Annotated in this window: 15 protein-coding genes; 8 read left to right on the top strand and 7 right to left on the bottom strand. The window is 62.7% G+C overall.

Features of this window, described 5'->3' with window-relative positions; translation table 11 throughout:
* Positions 1 to 8 precede the first annotated feature (8 nt).
* Positions 9 to 380, bottom strand: a complete 372-nt coding sequence (locus JKA62_RS26380; protein WP_011333677.1) for a response regulator — start codon at positions 378 to 380, stop codon at positions 9 to 11.
* Positions 380 to 2,341, bottom strand: coding sequence for a PAS domain-containing sensor histidine kinase (locus JKA62_RS26375; protein WP_236676672.1), 1,962 nt, complete (start codon positions 2,339 to 2,341; stop codon positions 380 to 382). The genes JKA62_RS26380 and JKA62_RS26375 overlap by 1 nt, the downstream gene beginning before the upstream one ends.
* Before the next feature lie 338 nt (positions 2,342 to 2,679).
* On the opposite strand from JKA62_RS26375, the gene JKA62_RS26370 reads away from it, so the two are divergent.
* Positions 2,680 to 3,645, top strand: coding sequence for a quinone oxidoreductase family protein (locus JKA62_RS26370; RefSeq protein ID WP_041475531.1), 966 nt, complete (start codon positions 2,680 to 2,682; stop codon positions 3,643 to 3,645).
* On the opposite strand, the gene JKA62_RS26365 is transcribed toward JKA62_RS26370, so the two are convergent.
* The gene (locus JKA62_RS26365; RefSeq protein ID WP_011333680.1) at positions 3,632 to 4,861 is read right to left on the bottom strand and encodes an MFS transporter; all 1,230 of its coding nucleotides are present in this window, start codon (positions 4,859 to 4,861) and stop codon (positions 3,632 to 3,634) included. The two genes, JKA62_RS26370 and JKA62_RS26365, sit on opposite strands and share 14 nt — an antisense overlap.
* A gap of 216 nt (positions 4,862 to 5,077) precedes the next feature.
* Here JKA62_RS26365 and JKA62_RS26360 point away from each other — a divergent pair, with 216 nt between their 5' ends.
* From JKA62_RS26360 to JKA62_RS26345, 4 genes are all read left to right on the top strand, one after another.
* Entirely contained in the window at positions 5,078 to 6,412 is a 1,335-nt protein-coding gene (locus tag JKA62_RS26360; protein ID WP_201820207.1) for an epoxide hydrolase family protein, read from the top strand.
* Positions 6,413 to 6,498: 86 nt separating this feature from the next.
* Positions 6,499 to 7,542, top strand: a complete 1,044-nt coding sequence (locus tag JKA62_RS26355; RefSeq protein ID WP_201820204.1) for an alpha/beta fold hydrolase — start codon at positions 6,499 to 6,501, stop codon at positions 7,540 to 7,542.
* A 24-nt stretch (positions 7,543 to 7,566) separates the two neighbouring features.
* Positions 7,567 to 8,076 (top strand): cytochrome P460 family protein, encoded by a 510-nt coding sequence (locus JKA62_RS26350; protein ID WP_011333683.1) that lies wholly within the window; start codon positions 7,567 to 7,569, stop codon positions 8,074 to 8,076.
* A gap of 24 nt (positions 8,077 to 8,100) precedes the next feature.
* The gene (locus JKA62_RS26345; RefSeq protein WP_011333684.1) at positions 8,101 to 8,877 is read left to right on the top strand and encodes an alpha/beta fold hydrolase; all 777 of its coding nucleotides are present in this window, start codon (positions 8,101 to 8,103) and stop codon (positions 8,875 to 8,877) included.
* Positions 8,878 to 8,923: 46 nt separating this feature from the next.
* Here JKA62_RS26345 and JKA62_RS26340 read toward each other — a convergent pair whose 3' ends face one another.
* Complete coding sequence (locus tag JKA62_RS26340) at positions 8,924 to 10,138, bottom strand: MFS transporter (protein WP_011333685.1); 1,215 nt, start codon at positions 10,136 to 10,138, stop codon at positions 8,924 to 8,926.
* 134 nt (positions 10,139 to 10,272) lie between these two features.
* On the opposite strand from JKA62_RS26340, the gene JKA62_RS26335 reads away from it, so the two are divergent.
* From JKA62_RS26335 to JKA62_RS26325, 3 genes are all read left to right on the top strand, one after another.
* Complete coding sequence (locus JKA62_RS26335; RefSeq protein WP_011333686.1) at positions 10,273 to 11,088, top strand: AraC family transcriptional regulator; 816 nt, start codon at positions 10,273 to 10,275, stop codon at positions 11,086 to 11,088.
* A 134-nt stretch (positions 11,089 to 11,222) separates the two neighbouring features.
* Complete coding sequence (locus tag JKA62_RS26330) at positions 11,223 to 11,972, top strand: creatininase family protein (protein ID WP_011333687.1); 750 nt, start codon at positions 11,223 to 11,225, stop codon at positions 11,970 to 11,972.
* Positions 11,973 to 12,038: 66 nt separating this feature from the next.
* Positions 12,039 to 13,457, top strand: coding sequence for an aldehyde dehydrogenase family protein (locus tag JKA62_RS26325; RefSeq protein WP_011333688.1), 1,419 nt, complete (start codon positions 12,039 to 12,041; stop codon positions 13,455 to 13,457).
* Positions 13,458 to 13,514: 57 nt separating this feature from the next.
* On the opposite strand, the gene JKA62_RS26320 is transcribed toward JKA62_RS26325, so the two are convergent.
* The 3 genes from JKA62_RS26320 to JKA62_RS26310 all read right to left on the bottom strand — a co-directional run bounded on the left by JKA62_RS26320 (position 13,515) and on the right by JKA62_RS26310 (position 15,940).
* The gene (locus JKA62_RS26320) at positions 13,515 to 14,948 is read right to left on the bottom strand and encodes a catalase (protein ID WP_011333689.1); all 1,434 of its coding nucleotides are present in this window, start codon (positions 14,946 to 14,948) and stop codon (positions 13,515 to 13,517) included.
* Between the two features lie 136 nt (positions 14,949 to 15,084).
* The gene (locus JKA62_RS26315; RefSeq protein WP_011333690.1) at positions 15,085 to 15,501 is read right to left on the bottom strand and encodes an organic hydroperoxide resistance protein; all 417 of its coding nucleotides are present in this window, start codon (positions 15,499 to 15,501) and stop codon (positions 15,085 to 15,087) included.
* 40 nt (positions 15,502 to 15,541) lie between these two features.
* Positions 15,542 to 15,940 (bottom strand): hypothetical protein, encoded by a 399-nt coding sequence (locus tag JKA62_RS26310; protein ID WP_011333691.1) that lies wholly within the window; start codon positions 15,938 to 15,940, stop codon positions 15,542 to 15,544.
* Positions 15,941 to 16,222: the final 282 nt, after the last annotated feature.

The raw sequence follows: 16,222 nt of genomic DNA, 5'->3' as shown, positions 1-16,222 counted from the left end.
CTTCACGCTCAATCGAGGGGCAGGGCGGCGCTCAGGGCCTTGAGCAATTGGGCTTCGCTGAACGGTTTGAACAGGCACTCTACGGCGCCACTGTTCAGCAGCTTCGCCTGTTCGCTGGCGTCGCTGTGAGCAGTGATGAAAATCACCGGAATGCGATAGCCACGGCGCAGCAGCTCGCGTTGCAGATCCGGGCCGGACATGCCGGGCATGGCCACGTCGAGAATCAGGCAATGGGTCAGGTCCAGATAGGGCGATGCCAGAAACGCCTGCGCCGAGGCAAATGCCTGGACGGCAAAGCCGAATTCCTTGATCAGGTCAGGCAGTGATTCACGAACCGATTCGTCGTCATCGACCACCGATACGAGCAAAGGCGTACCCATCAATCATTCTCCACGGTGCGATCGGCGAGGTCGCGGTTATCGGTTTGCGGCAAGTCTGTCGAATGCGGGATGGCAAAGGTAAACGTCGCTCCCGGGCCGTCGTTGGCGCTGGCCCACAGCTTCCCGTCGTGGCGCTCGATGATTGAGCGACTGATGGACAGACCGACGCCCATGCCCGAGCTTTTGGTGGTGTAGAAGGCATTGAAAATGCGCTCGATGTCCTGCGGATCGACGCCGTTGCCGCTGTCCTTCACCGCCAGGTAAACGTTCTCGTCCGAGCCCAGACCGGTGCTGACGATCAATTGCCGGGGCCGGCCGTGGATCGCGCTCATGGCCTCGGCGGCATTCATGATCAGGTTGAGGATCACCTGCTGCAGCTGGACCCGGTCGCCTCTGACCAGCGGCAGGGCTTCGGCAAATTGCGGATGCAGCACCACGCCGTTGCGTTGCAGTTCGCCCAGCAGCATGGCGATGACTTCCCGTGCCGCGTCATTCAGATTGACGTCCTCGATCGTGATGCTTTTCTTCGAGAACAGCGCCCGCAGTCGATTGATCACGTCTGCCGCGCGATTGCCGTCGCGAATGGTCCGGCGTGCGGTTTCCCTGGCGCCTTCGACATTCGGCGGGTCCGCACCAAGCATGCGCAGGCAGGTGCTGGCGTTGGTGATGATGCCGGCCAGCGGTTGATTGACCTCGTGGGCAATCGACGCCGTGACCGCGCCGAGGCTGGCGACCCTGGCCAGGTGCGTCAGTTCCGAGCGCGCCTTGCTCAAGACCTCTTCGGCGAGCCGGCGCTGGGTAATGTCCTGCAGGGCGGCGATGTATTCGAAACCGTCCGGCGCATGGGCGATCGAGTGCGCCACCAGCCGCACGTATTTCACCGTGCCGTCGGGCATCAGCAGCCGGTGTTCGTGTTCGAAATCACGCCCCTTGCGGCGCTGGCGCTTGATCATCTCCCGATGGCTGGAGATGTCGTCCGGGTGCACGCGGCGATAGATCGCCTCGAAGCCGGGCGGGGTGTCCGGGTCCAGTTCAAGGATGCGGTAGACCTCGTCCGACCAGGTGATCTCGTCGGTGCTCACCCGCCAGGAAAACGTACCGGTGGCGCTCAGGCGTTGGGCCTTGGCCAGAAAGACTTCCGCCCGTTTGCGGTCCTCGATATCCGTGTTCTCGCCATACCAGCGCACGACGCGCCCCGTGTCATCGCGCTGGGGTACGGCACGGATCAGAAACCAGCGGTAGATGCCATCGAAACGTTTCAGTCGAGCCTCGTACTCACCGGCGCTGCCCGATTGCAGAAGCGCTTGCCAATAGCCGCCCAGTCCGGGGGCGTCGTCCGGGTGGATGGACGCCGTCCAGCCGTCACCGCAAGCTTGTTCGACGGACATGCCGGTGTAGTCGCACCAGCGCTGATTGACGAAGCCGACGTTGCCTTCCGGCGAGGCGCTCCAGACAAAACCGGGAACGGCGTCGATGATCCCGCGCAGACGTTCTTCCGACGCGCTGACTTCGGCCAGGGCACTGGCGATCAAGGCCTTGTCCCGCCGGCGCTCATCGATATCGACCTGCAGCACGCACCAGCGTGTGATGGTGCCTTCGCTGTTTCTGATCGGCAGGCCGCGCACATGGAACCAGCGATAGACACCGTCGGCGCGACGGATGCGATGTTCGATTTCGTAGGGAGTGCCGGTGCTGACTGAATGCATCCACGCGGCGATGACCGAGGGCAGGTCGTCCGGGTGCACGGTTTCGCCGGCCTGCCATTTTTTCAGTTCATGGAGCGGGGCGCCGATGTAATCCATGATTTGCCGGTTGACCTGTTCCAGTTCACCGGACGGCGTCATGAAGGCGACCATGGCCGGGATGCTGTCGATGATCGAGTCGACCCCCGGCGCTGGCATGGTCGCGTCACTGCCGCGGTCTGGGCCGTCCTCGATGACGCGCTCCTGCTCGTTCGTCATATCGATTCTCATTGTGTGCAGTCACCGTTGAACAAAGATGCGCCTTCGGATGGCACTCGCCCATCATACTTTGGTGTCGCCCGTAGCGAATATCTGCTGCCATCGCGCACTGCGACGGACATCGCAGTGGCGCATTTGTAAGCCACTGTATCTACGGCTTCTCCAGCCATACAAGCATGCAAAGCGCCCGGTTGGCGAAACCGCGTGGATACATCCACCGCGCAGCCTAGGCCCCGGTTTCAACGTCCTTCGACGTTGAGTGAAAGCAACGTGACGTCCGCGCTCCTGCGACCTGAAAGGCAGCAGGACCGGTCGTCCCGATGACAGGGCAAAACATCATGAAAGCAGTAGTCATCCAGGCCTTTGGCGGGCCTGAAGTGTTGACGGTACACGACATTCAACTGGCAGAACCGGGGCCCGGACAGGTCGTGGTCAAGGTCATGGCGGCAGGTATCAATTTCATGGACACCGGTGCCCGACGCGGGCTCGGTGCCGCGTGGGAGCTGCCTTTGACACTGGGTGCAGAAGGCGCCGGCGTGGTTCTGGCCAGCGGCCCGCAGGTGACGGAATTCGCGGTCGGTGCCCGCGTGGCCTGGCATTACGTACCGGGCAGCTACGCCGAACAGGTGATCGCCCCGGTCAGCCAGTTGGTGCCGTTGCCGGACGATATCGACTTCAGCACCGCTGCCAGCCTGATGATGCAGGGCCTGACTGCCAGCAATCTGGTGGACAAGGTGCATGCGATCCAGCCGGGTGACGTGGCCTTCGTGCACGCCGCGGCGGGGGGCGTGGGGCTGATGCTGACTCAGATGATCAAACTGCGGGGCGGCAAAGTCATTGGCCGGGTGTCCCATGCCGACAAAGTGGAGGCGGTGCTCGCGGCCGGGGCTGACTATGTCGTGATCGGGCGAGCGCAAAACATTGCCGGACAGGTCATGCGCCTGACCGAGGGGCAGCGGGTGAATGTGGTGTACGACGGCACGGGCGCGGAAGGTTTCGCCGACTCGCTGGAGATGTTGGACTACTTCGGCACCCTGGCCTTGTACGGACCGTTCATGAATCCGACACCGCCGATCGATATCTTCAGCATGCCGCGCAGCATCAAGCTGACGTATCCCTCGGTCATGCACTACGTGCGCGATCGCGAGGTGCTGCTGGAAAAATCCCGGCAACTGTTCGCGTGGGTCAGCACCGGCAAACTGAAAACCTTCATCGGCAAGCGTTATTCGCTGGACGAAGCACAACAGGCCCATATTGATATCGAGTCGCGCAACACGACGGGCAAGCTGATCATCGTCCCTTAGTGCCACGCCAGATCAGCAGGGCCGCCAACACCTGGCTACCGGCGAAAAACGTGAACAGGTGTTGTGCGGTCCATCCGGCATCCAGCAGAAAACCGGCGACCAGCGGCGAAATGATCGCCCCCAGACGCCCCATCCCCAGCACCACGCCGACACCGGTCGTACGAACCGAGGTGCAGAACGCTTGAGGAGCCAGGACATACAGGGCGGCGACTGCACCGTTGAGCATCAGGCCGAGCGTAACCGCCACGAGCGCAGCCACACCGGGTACGTGAGAGGCCGGCACCATCAGGGGCAGCAGGGCGGCGTTGAGCAGCAGAAAACCCGACAACAATCGCCGGCAGCCGAAACGATTGGCTGCCAGCCCCAGCAGCAGCGCGCCGAGCATACCTCCAGAAGCCAACAGCACCCCGATACGTGCGCCTTGCCGATCAGTAAAGCCGTTGTGGACCAGCAGGCTCGGGGTCCAGCTCATGACGAAGTAAAAGCAGAACATCAACAGAAAGAGTGCCAGTGCCAGCGATGTGGTCTGTTGCCACTGACCGGGCAAAAGCGGTCGGCTGGGGTTGTCAGGCGACGCTGTAGCGATTGGCGTGCGGCGTTCGAGTGCCAGAAATGACGGCGACTCTCGCAGCCAAAAGACGCCGGCAAGCGCGGCCGCCAGCGTGATGCAACCTCCGGCAAGAAAGACATACCGCCAGCCAACGGATTCATTCAGTACATGCGCCAGCACACCGCCCAGACTGGCGCCCATGGCAAAGGCGAGGGATTGCAATGCGATGGCCAGATTGCGCCGTAGCGGGCTGGCGTGTTCGAACGTCAGCACATTCGCCCCCACCAGCACCGCCCCGGTGCCGATGCCGGTCAGCAATCGCAGAAGCATCAATACGTGGTGATCCGGGCTCCAGAACGACAGCAACATGCTCAGGCCGCTGAGCAGCAGACCGCCAAGCAGCAAAGGCCTGCGCCCGAAGCGGTCGGCCCTGGGCGCGGCCAGCAGCGAACCAAGCGCCATCCCGACCAGACTTGCGCTCAGCAACAGGCCCAGTTGCGCGCCGCTCAACGCCCACTCCGCCGCAACCCGGCTGGCGGTGAAGGCCATGGCCATCACATCAAGCCCGTCGATCACGTTGAACAGCATGCACAGCCCGATCACCCACCACGGCGAAGTGGTCGATGGCGTGCCGCTCAGGCGTTCGAGCGCTGTTTCCCCACGCATTCGCAATCCTTGTTCCGCTCTGTGATTCAAATGGGTCTTTTCCCCGCCGCATTCTGCCCGTTAACCGCTGCTGAGTTCGAGCGCGATTTTGCGCGCCGGGCCAGCGCGTCATACCAAGGTATCGACCGACACCATCGTGTAATCCCCCCGGTGCCAGCGCAGTGGTCTGATCCGATTGGCGATGCCTTTCGAATAATGACTACAAGGAGATCCATCATGGTTGCGCTTTCGTCCGGTCTTACCTGGCGCCATTGCCTGGCGTCATCCATCAGGGTCGGCGTGCTCGGCCTTGCCGTACTCGCTGGCAGCAGCGGGGTCTGGGCCGCGGATCCGTCGCAAGCCATTCGCCCGTACACCATCCATGTGGACGAAGCGAAGCTGAGCGACCTGCGCAAACGCATCGCCGACACCCGCTGGCCGGACAAGGAAACGGTCGGCGACGTGTCCCAGGGAGTGCAACTGGCGCAGGTCCAGGCGTTGGTGAAGTATTGGGGCGACGGCTACGACTGGCGCAAGGCCGAAGCGAAGCTCAACGCGTTGCCGGAGTTCGTGACCACTATCGACGGCGTCGACATCCAGTTCATCCACGTGCGTTCGCGCAATCCCAACGCCATGCCGCTGATCCTTACTCATGGCTGGCCGGGTTCGCAGTTCGAATTCCTCAAGACCATCGGCCCGCTGACCGATCCCGTGGCGTACGGCGGCAAGGTCGAGGACTCGTTCGACGTGGTGATCCCGTCGATTCCCGGCCATGGTTTTTCCGGCAAACCGACCGAGCTCGGCTGGGGCCCTGACCGGGTCGCGAAGGCCTGGGATGTGTTGATGACACGCCTGGGTTACAGCCATTACGTGTCCCAGGGCGGCGATCATGGATCGGTGATATCCGATGCACTGGGTCGCCTGGCGCCGCCCGGTTTGCTGGGTATCCACCTGAACATGCCGGCCACCGTGCCGCCGGAACTGGTCAAGCCGATCAACAGCGGCGACCCGGCACCGGCAGGGCTGACTGCACCGGAGGTGACGGCCTTCAAATCGCTCAGCCAGTTCTTCGGTCGTAACGCCGCCTATGGCGCAATGATGGTGACCCGTCCGCAAACCATCGGTTATCTGCTGGCTGACTCGCCCGCCGGCACGGCAGCCTGGATGTACGAAAAATTTGCCGCGTGGACCGACAGCGACGGTCAGCCCGAGAAGGTCCTGAGCCGCGATGAAATGCTCGATGACATCAGCCTGTACTGGCTGACCGACAGCGGGGCGTCGTCCTCCCGTTTCTACTGGGAGAACAACAACAATAACTTCAGCGCCGCCGCGCAGAAGACTGCCGACATCAAGGTGCCGGTGGCGATCACCGTGTTCCCCCACGAAATCTACCGCGCGCCGAAAGTCTGGTCGCAGCGCGCCTATCCGTCGCTGGCTTACTTCAGCGAAGTCAGCAAGGGCGGGCACTTCGCGGCATGGGAGCAACCGCAACTGTTCAGCGAAGAACTGCGCGAAGCCTTCCGGCCATTGCGTGCGGCGGCGCAGAAAACCGCTGCGCAGGCAGCCCGCTAGACCTGCAATCCGCAAGCCCTTTAACCCACAGCCCTTTAACCCCAAGCCCGGAACCGCCGCCCGGCGGTTCACGAGGGAGACTCGGCATGACTGACTCTAACGCTGTAACCCCATCCCGGCGCGTGCTCGCCGGTTCGATCCTGGCGCTTGCGCTGGGCATCGCCTCGGCTTACGCCAGCGCCGCCGACGTGCCCGCTGGCAAGATCGACGCCATTACCGCCGGCACCCATGTTTCGTTCGGCGCGCTGAAACACGTCAAGGCCGGACTGCTGGACGTGTCCTACGCCGAAGTGGGTCCGGCCGACGGCCCGGTGGTCATCCTGCTGCACGGCTGGCCCTACGATATTCACAGCTACACCGATGTGGCGCCGGCGCTGGCGCAGAAGGGCTATCGAGTGCTGATTCCTTACGCGCGCGGCTATGGCGACACGCGTTTCCTGTCTGCCAAAACCGTGCGCAACGGTCAGCCGGCGGCGCTGGCGAAGGATCTGATCGACTTCATGGACGCCCTGAAAATCAAGCAGGCAGTACTCGGTGGCTACGACTGGGGCGCGCGCACCGCCGACATCGTCGCGGCGCTCTGGCCCGAACGGGTGAAAGCGCTGGTGGCGGTGAGCGGTTACCTGATCGGCAGCCAGGAAGCGGGCAAGGCGCCGCTGCCGCCGGCGGCGGAGTTGCAGTGGTGGTATCAGTTCTACTTTGCGACCGAGCGTGGCCGTCTGGGCTACGAAAAGAACACCCACGACTTCGCCAAACTGATCTGGCAACTGGCCTCGCCGAAGTGGAACTTCGACGACGCGACCTACGAGCGCAGCGCCGCCGCGTTGCAGAACCCGGATCACGTCGCCGTGTCGATCTTCAACTACCGCTGGCGCCTGGGACTGATCAAAGGGGAAGCGCAATACGATCCGCTGGAGAAAAAACTGGCGACGTTCCCTTCCATCGGCGTACCGACCATCACTCTGGAGGGCGACGCCAACGGTGCGCCGCACCCACCGGCCGAGGCCTACGCCAAACGCTTTACCGGCAAGTACGAGTACCGGCTGATCAGCGGCGGCATCGGCCACAACCTGCCGCAGGAAGCGCCGCAGGCGTTCGCTCAGGCGGTGATCGATGCCGATCATCTCTGATTGCCGGCCGAAGGGGATCCGACCATGAAATTCAACCATTGGGCCGTGTTGCCAGCGGCCATCGCGCTCGCGGCACTGGCGGCCACCGGTGTCGCGTTGGGCGAGGCCGATGACGGCGATGCCTCGCCGATCTACGGCGTGAAACTGCCGAAAAACTATCGCCAGTGGGCGCTGATTGCCCCGGCCCAGGAAGCCGCGCCGCTGGATGAACTGCGCGCGGTGCTGGGCAATGACCGGGCGATCAAGGCTTACCAGAGCAAGACGCTGCCGTTTCCCGACGGCACGGTGCTGGTGAAGCTGGCGTGGAAACACGTGCAGTCGCCGGAATTCGAGCCGGCCTCGATTCCGGGGGCGGCCACCACCGTTCAGGTGATGGTCAAGGACTCGCGCAAATACGCCTCGACCGGTGGCTGGGGATTCGGCCGGTTCATCAACGGCAAACCTGCCGATGAAGCCCAGCACCAGACCTGCTTTGCCTGCCATCAGGCGCGGGTGCAGAACCACGATTTTGTCTTCACTCGATACGCTCCCTGAATCCGTCATACGAGGAACATCCAGATGAAAAAAACACTGATTGCACTGAGCATCGCTGCGGGCCTGTGCCTGGGCGCCAATGCCTTCGCCCAAACCGCCAAACCCACGGTGGTGCTGGTGCACGGCGCGTTTGCCGACGCGTCGAGCTGGAACGGCGTGGCGAAGATTCTCGAGAAGGATGGCTACACGGTGATCGCCGCCGCCAACCCGTTGCGCGGCGTCAAGAGCGATGGCGCAGCGGTATCGGCGTTGCTGAGCAGCATCCAGTCGCCGGTGGTGCTGGTCGGTCACTCCTATGGCGGCAACGTCATCAGCGAGGCGGCCAACGACCATGCCAATGTCAAAGCGCTGGTCTACGTCAGCGCCTTTGCCCCCGAGGCCGGTGAAACCGTTGCCGGGCTGGCCGGCAAGTTTCCCGGCAGCACCCTCGGACCAACGCTGGCGCCACCGGTTGCGCTGGCCGACGGCGGCAAGGACCTGTACATCCAGCAGAGCAAGTTCCACGATCAATTCGCCGCCGACGTCCCGGCTGCACAAGCGGCGCTGATGGCGGCTACTCAACGTCCGGTCACCGAAGCGGCGCTGAACGAGCAGGCCGGAACGCCGGCCTGGAAGCACATTCCGTCGTGGTACATCTACGGTGACAAGGACAAGAACATCCCGCCACAGGCGATGGCGTTCATGGCCAAGCGTGCAGATGCCAAGGCGGTCGAGGTGGTCAAGGGCGGCTCTCACGTGGTGATGGTGTCGAACCCGGCACCCGTGGCGCGGCTGATTGAAAAAGCCGCTGCGGCCAACTGAAACCCTGCGACGTGCTACGGCGCGTCGCAGGGTTGTCATCCCCCGCTCAGGCAACGGACACCTGCGGAGATGTTGCCGGTGCCAGTCTGAGCAGAGGGGTGATGCCGAGCATCAACAGCAGTACCGCGAACAGCAAGGTGTACGCCGGGCCATAGTGTCCGGCGTATTCGCGCAAGGCGCCGAACAGCAGCGGCCCGAGCGCGGCGATCAGGTAACCGATGAACAACATGAACACCGTCCACAACCCGGCCTGTTCGCTGGTGCTGGCGTGATCCAGCGGCAAGGTCATGGCCACGGTGAAGCCCATGCCCAGACCGATGGCCGCAAGTACCACGTAGAGCATCGGCCAGTAAGCCGGCAGAAACGCCATGCCGCCCACCCCGAGCAGGGCCAGCAACGCCGACAACCCGAGCAGACCGCGCCGGTCGTGGGCCTTGCCCGGAATCAGCCCCGCACCCACGCTGGCCACGGCGAACACCGCGGTAAAAATGCCCAGCAGGACGCCCGGGGAAACACTCGACGTGGCCGCTTCCACCGAGGCGGGCGCCATCCAGGCGAAGAGGGCATAGACCACGAATTGCCCGGCCCCGAAATTCAACGCGATCAGCCATGCCTGCGGATTGCTCCAGGGCAGGCGTTTGCTCGGACTCGACGACGATTTCACTACAGGCGCCGGTGTCGCAAAACGGCGTGCCATCCACACCCAACTGGCGATGGCGGTGAGGCACAGCACGCTCCAGAACCCGGCGCTGACCCGCCAGTCCTGCGCCAGCTCGGCAATCGGCGCGCTGAGCACTGCCGCCAGAGTCGCGCCCAGACTCAAGCCGCCGGCGTAGATGCCCATGAACAGCGCTGGTCGCTGAGCAAAGTGGGTCTTGATCCAGGCGCCGGTCATCGCGCCGGCAACCGCAATGCCGATGCTGGCGAAGAACGTACTGCCGAGCAGGAAGAATGCATTCGGCGAGATCGCCCGCAACAAGGTCGAGGCCCCCAGCAACGTCAGGGCGACCACCACACTGCGATCGATCCCGAAGCGCCTGGCCAGGCTCGGAACCACCAGCGCGAACACACCCATGCACACGTCGGGAATCGAGGTCAGCAGCGCGGCCTGGGTATAGCTCAACTGGAAGTGCTGCTGGATCAACAGCAAAATCGGCCCCACCGAAATGATCGGCGGGCGCAGGGCGATGGACAGGATCAGCAGGCCGATCACCGCCGTGACGCTCTGTTGGTGGCCGGAGAGATTGCGGGTGATTGCCATGGGAAAAGCCTCATTGATGAACCATGAGCGCAAGGCTAACAATGGGCCGGCCATGGCAAATGCCAGGGTTTGTCGCCAAAGTGACAATTGCCGCTTTAACACGATCAAGGTCTGTTTTCAGGAGACTCCAGCCGATGAAACGAGAGGTGCGCAAGGTCATCGCCCAGCGTGAGTCCGCACCGCGCAGCGAACGTTATCCCGACTATCAGGACGTGCCGCGCGTAATGACCGTGCTGGTGCGCGATCAGGCGACCGGCGAGTACAACGAACCGCACGTGCATCGGCACGGGCAATTGCTGTATGCCTCGAACGGCGTGATGCGGGTGGCTACCGAGCGCGGATTGTGGATCCTGCCGCCGAAACGGGCCCTGTGGATTCCACCCGGGGTGATCCACGACCAGTTGATGCTGAGCGCGGTCAAGATGCGCTCGATCTACATCGAGCCGCAGGTCTGCGCAGGGCTGGGCGATCACTGCAAAGTACTGGAGATCCCCGGACTGCTGCGCGAGTTGATTCTGGCCTTGGCCGAGCAGCCGATCGAATACCCGCAGGAAGGCCGCAACGCACACATCGTGGCGCTGATACTCAGTGAGTTGCAGGCGGCCCGGACGTTGCCGATCGAAGTGCCGTGGCCGGTCGACCGGCGACTGGTCACGGTGTGCGAGGCGATTCTGCAGGACCCCGGACAAGACCATTCAATCGGCTATTGGGCAGACCGGGTCGGCGCCAGTTCGCGAACGCTGATTCGCCTGTTCGTCAATGAAACCGGCCTGAATTTCCGCCACTGGCTGCAACAGGTGCGGCTGGCGACCGCCATCGACCGGCTCGACCAGGGGCAATCCGTCGGGGTGATTGCCCGGGATCTGGGTTACGCCAGCCAGAGTGCCTTCAGTGCCATGTTCAGACGGGTGATGGGCGAATCGCCTCGTGAATTTCTCGTCCGCGACTAGGGCGTTCAGGCGATTCCGATACCTTTGTATTCTGTCGTCGAAGGGAGGCGGGTGGTATCAATGACGCTGCTGTTGCAGGTGCACTGAACACCCACCCGCGTTCCGCGAGGAACCTTCGAAGAGTGAGAATCCTGATGCTTTTATACCTATCGACCTGGTCCGAAATAGCGCAATTTCTCGAACGCAGCCGCACCATCGTCATCCCGATCGGTTCCAACGAACAGCACGGGCCGACCGGCCTGCTGGGCACCGACTGGATGTGCCCGGAAATCATCGCCCATGAAGCGCAGAAAAGCGCCGACATCCTGATCGCCCCGACCTTCAACATCGGCATGGCGCAGCATCACCTCGGTTTCCCCGGCACCATCTCGCTCAGGCCCTCGACGTTCATCGCCGCCATCGCCGACTGGACCCGTTCGCTGGCCGCCCACGGCTTTGAAAAGATCTTTTTTCTCAATGGCCACGGCGGCAACATCGCGTCAATCGAAGCGGCGTTTTCGGAGCTGTACGCCGAAGCGAGTTTTGCCCGACGCAAGGCCGGGTTCGCCCTGAAGCTGTGCAACTGGTGGGATCTGGAAGGGGTCAACGAGCTGGCGCGTGAGCAGTTCCCGACCGGCCACGGCATTCACGCGACCCCTTCGGAAATCGCCGTGACCCAGTGGGCGTACCCCGATTCCATCAAGTCGGCGGACTACTCGCCGCAGATCGCCAACTGGGGGCCGATCCGTGAAGCGGCGGATTTCCGCGCCCGTCACCCAGACGGCCGCATGGGCTCGGACCCGGCCCAGGCTTCGCCGGAAAAGGGTCGGCAACTGGTGGAAATGGCCGCTCGTGGTCTGGTCCAGGAGGTCCAAGCTTTCAGCCGCGAATCATTGCCCGACTGAACCGTCGCCCTGATCAACGCCCGGATTTTCCGGGCGTTGCTGTTTCAACACCTTGGGAATATCGCCATGTGGACTATCCGTCACAGCTACATCGATGGCGCGTTCGTGCCCGTTCAGGGCCGTGAAACGATCGAATGCATCAACCCGGCGACGGAATCCGTCATCGGAACGGTCACCCTGGCCAATCGCGAGGATGCCAGGCAAGCCATCGCCGCCGCCCAGCGTGCGCAAGTCACGATGGGCCGCACCTCGAAAGCCGAGCGCATCGACATGCTCAGGCGCCTGCAGGCGGCGGTGCTGGAGAGCACCGAAGAAATACGCGACACCGCCATCGACGAATACGGCGCACCGTTGGCCCGTGCGCAATGGGTCAGCCAGTACGCTTCGCAGTCCTTTGCCAATACAGCGCAGGTGTTGGAGAACCACCAGTTGGTCCGGCCTGTGGGCCGTGCAACGGTGGTCATGGAACCGGTCGGAGTGTCGGCGTTGTTCGCGCCCTGGAACAGCACCGCCGGTACGGTGTGCAGCAAACTGGCGGCGGCGATTGCCGGCGGTTGTGCCTCGGTCATCAAACCGAGTGAACTCAGTCCGTTGCAGACTCAGGTGCTTGCGCTCGCCTTGCACCGAGCGGAACTGCCCAACGGGGTGATCAATATTGTCCTGGGCCGTGGGAGCGATGTGGGCGACGAGATCAGCACCAGCCCGCACATCGCGAAGATCTCGTTCACCGGCTCCACTGCCACCGGAAAACTCATCGCCCGCGCCGGCATCGAGACCATGAAGCGGGTGAGTCTTTCGCTCACCGGCAAGTCGGCATCCATCGTGCTCGACGACGCGGATCTCGAAACGGCCATTCCCATGGCCCTGAATGCCGCGTTCATGAACAACGGTCAGGCCTGCGTCGCCGGCACGCGGCTGTTGGTACCGCGCGGGTGCTTGCCGCAGGTGATCGAACGGGTGAAAACCCTGGTCGACGCGACAGTGGTCGGCGATCCCCGGGACCCGGCTACCGCCATCGGCCCGTTGGTCAACCAGGCCCAGTTTGATCGCGTGCAGGGTTTTATCCGGCGCGGTCTGGAGCAGGGCGCGCGATTGATCGTCGGCGGGGAGGGCAGGCCTCACGGACTGAGCAAAGGCTATTTCGTGAAGCCCACGGTGTTTGCCGACGTCAGCAACGACATGGACATCGCCCGGGAAGAGATTTTCGGCCCGGTGCTGTCGATCATCGCCTACGACGACGAGGAAGACGCCATCCGCCTGGCCAATGCCAGCGTCTACGGTTTGCAGGCCTATGTGTTTACCCGCGAGGTCGAACGTGGCCGACGCATCGCTGCGCGCCTGGAGGCCGGTTCGGTGTTGATCAACCGGATCGCACCGGAGCTGCTCGCGCCGTTTGGCGGGGTCAAACAGTCGGGGATCGGCAGGGAATTTGGCGTGTCCGGGCTGGAGGCGTTTCTTGAAGCGAAAAGCATCGTAGAGGACTGACAACGGCAGCAGGGCAAACAGGATCAATCCTGCTTGCCCTGCTCAAGTCATTGCGGATCAGCCCAGTGCTTCGATGGCCTGTGCAACACCCGCACCGTACGCCGGATCGGCACGAGTGCAGTTATCGATGTGGCGTTGCCGGGTCTGGGCACTGGCGCCATGGATCGAGCGCGCGGTGTTCTCGAACAAGACCTGTTGCTGGGCGGTGGACATGGCCCGGAACAGCGCGCCCGGTTGCGAGAAGTAATCGTCGTCCTCACGGTGATTCCAGTGCCCGGCGCTGCCTTTCAGGGCCAGCGGTGGCTCGCTGAAATCCGGTTGCTCGGCCCACTGGCCATAGCTGTTGGGCTCGTACCCGATTGTGCTGCCCGCGTTCGCATCGGTGCGCATCTGGCCGTCCCGGTGATAACTGTTGACCGGGCAGCGTGGGGCATTCACGGGGATCTGATGATGGTTGACGCCGACGCGATAGCGCTGGGCATCGCCATAGGAGAACAGGCGCGCCTGGAGCATTTTGTCCGGTGAGAAACTGATGCCGGGCACCACGTTGGCCGGGTTGAAGGCCGCCTGTTCGACGTCGGCGAAGTAGTTGTCCGGATTACGGTTGAGTTCGAGCACACCAACTTCGATCAGCGGGTAATCCGCGTGGGGCCAGACCTTGGTCAGGTCGAACGGGTTGATCGGGTAAGTCTCGGCATCCAGCTCCGGCATCACTTGCACGTAGAGCTTCCATTGCGGGAAGTGACCTTCCTCGATGGCGTTGTACAGGTCGCGCTGGGCGCTTTCGCGGTCATCGCCGATCAGGGTCGCGGCCTGTTGGTCGGTCAGGTTTTCGATGCCTTGTTGAGTCTTCCAGGTGAACTTCACCCAGAAACGTTCGTTCGCCGGGCTGATGAAACTGAAGGTGTGGCTGCCGAAACCGTGCATGTGGCGGTAGGTGCGCGGCAGGCCACGATCGCTCATGACAATCGTGACCTGGTGCAGCGCTTCCGGCAGCAACGTCCAGAAATCCCAATTGTTGCGGGCGCTGCGCATGTTGGTGCGTGGGTCGCGTTTGACCGCATGGTTGAGGTCGGGGAATTTCAACGGATCGCGCAGAAAGAACACCGGCGTGTTGTTGCCCACCAAGTCCCAGTTGCCTTGCTCGGTATAGAACTTGATGGCGAATCCACGGATGTCACGCTCGGCATCCGCCGCGCCACGCTCCCCGGCCACGGTCGAAAACCGGACGAACACATCGGTGGTCTTGCCCACGCTGGAAAACAGCCTGGCCTTGGTGAAACGGGTGATGTCGTGGGTCACGGTGAAGGTGCCGAACGCGCCGGAACCCTTGGCGTGCATGCGCCGCTCGGGGATGACTTCCCGATCGAAGTGCGCCAGTTTTTCCAGCAACCATACGTCCTGCAACAGCATCGGGCCTCTGGGGCCGGCGGTCTGTACGTTGTTGTTATCAACCACGGGCGCGCCCGCGGCAGTCGTCAGCTTGTTCATGCGCAACTCCTGGCTTTTGTCGGTTTCCCGTCATCACATCAAAAGCCCCGGGCGCGATCTATTGCACCATGGTGTCGCCGGATCGTACGAAGGTGTGGTTGGAAGATTGGGCATTTTGCTGTCGGCAAAAGACGGATCAGGTGAGGGTTATGCTGACCTTGATGTTGTTGCGCGTGGCCTTGGAGTAGGGGCAGTTCTGGTGTGCCGCGTCGATCAGTTGTTGCGCCACTTGCGGTTCAATCTCCGGCAGTGACACCGCCAGTTTCGCTTGCAGGAAGAACCCGTGCTCGCCGTGGATCAGGTCGATTTGAGCATCCACCCCGGCCATGGCCGGGAAAACGATCTTACGTGCATTGCAGGCGTGACGCAGTGAGCCGAGGAAACAGGCCGACCAGCACACGGCGAACAATTGCTCGGGGTTGGTTCCGGTGCCGGGCGCACCCGGTGGCGACAGCTTGAGATCCAGTCGGCCATCGTGACTGCGTCCTGTGCCCTCGCGGCCGCCAGTGGTGCAGGTGTGCGCGGAGTAGAGGGTTTTTTCGATATCGATCATGGGCATTCCCTGAAGGGTATTTCACAGCGTGGAGGGCGGTTCATGTGGCCCGAGTGGGTTCATGACATTCGCGTGCAGATGCACCCGCCAGCGCGTCGGCCACGGCGTCAGTACCGCGATGGTCCAGGTTGTTGAGCAGGGTCGCGCGGGCGATCTCGATCAGCCAGGCGCGAAACGGAAAGCTCGGGTCATGGGCGGCCTGTTCCTGATAAAGCGTCCTGAAGGCCTGCTGAACGAGGCCGCCGGTGTCTTCACGACGAATCCGCCCGGCTTGCACCTGACCTTCGTAAAAGGCGATGAGCAACGGCGTCACCGTCGCGAACAGCTGTTGTGCTTCACTTCGGCCATGGCGGACGGCGCCCGCGACCAAGGCATACAGTTCGTCGTTGCCGAGCCGGTCTGACTCGCACAGGCAAGTGTGGCGATAACCTTCAGCCATGGTCGAATTCCTCGCAAAACCATCGTTCGACTGAGCGCGGCTGCCGAAAAGATTTGCAGGTGGCCCGGCGTTCAGCGGTGAGATTCAAGCCTGCCTTCACAGCCGAATGACTGCCAGTTATGCGTTGTTAGCGCTTGTTAGCGCCCGGAAACTGCGGTGACTATTGCGCTGGCCAGTCGGCATTTTGCGCGGGTTTTCGATGATCGGCGCCTGCCAGGAACAGAGGCTGGATTCCCGGCATTAATGACATCTCTGTCCCTTTGCCATCGTCTCGATCAGGTA

Source organism: Pseudomonas sp. B7 (genome assembly GCF_016735645.1).
Classification (GTDB): Bacteria; Pseudomonadota; Gammaproteobacteria; order Pseudomonadales; family Pseudomonadaceae; genus Aquipseudomonas; species Aquipseudomonas glycinae.
Note: the sequence above shows the minus strand (reverse complement) of the source record. Positions and strands in the feature narration are given on the sequence as shown.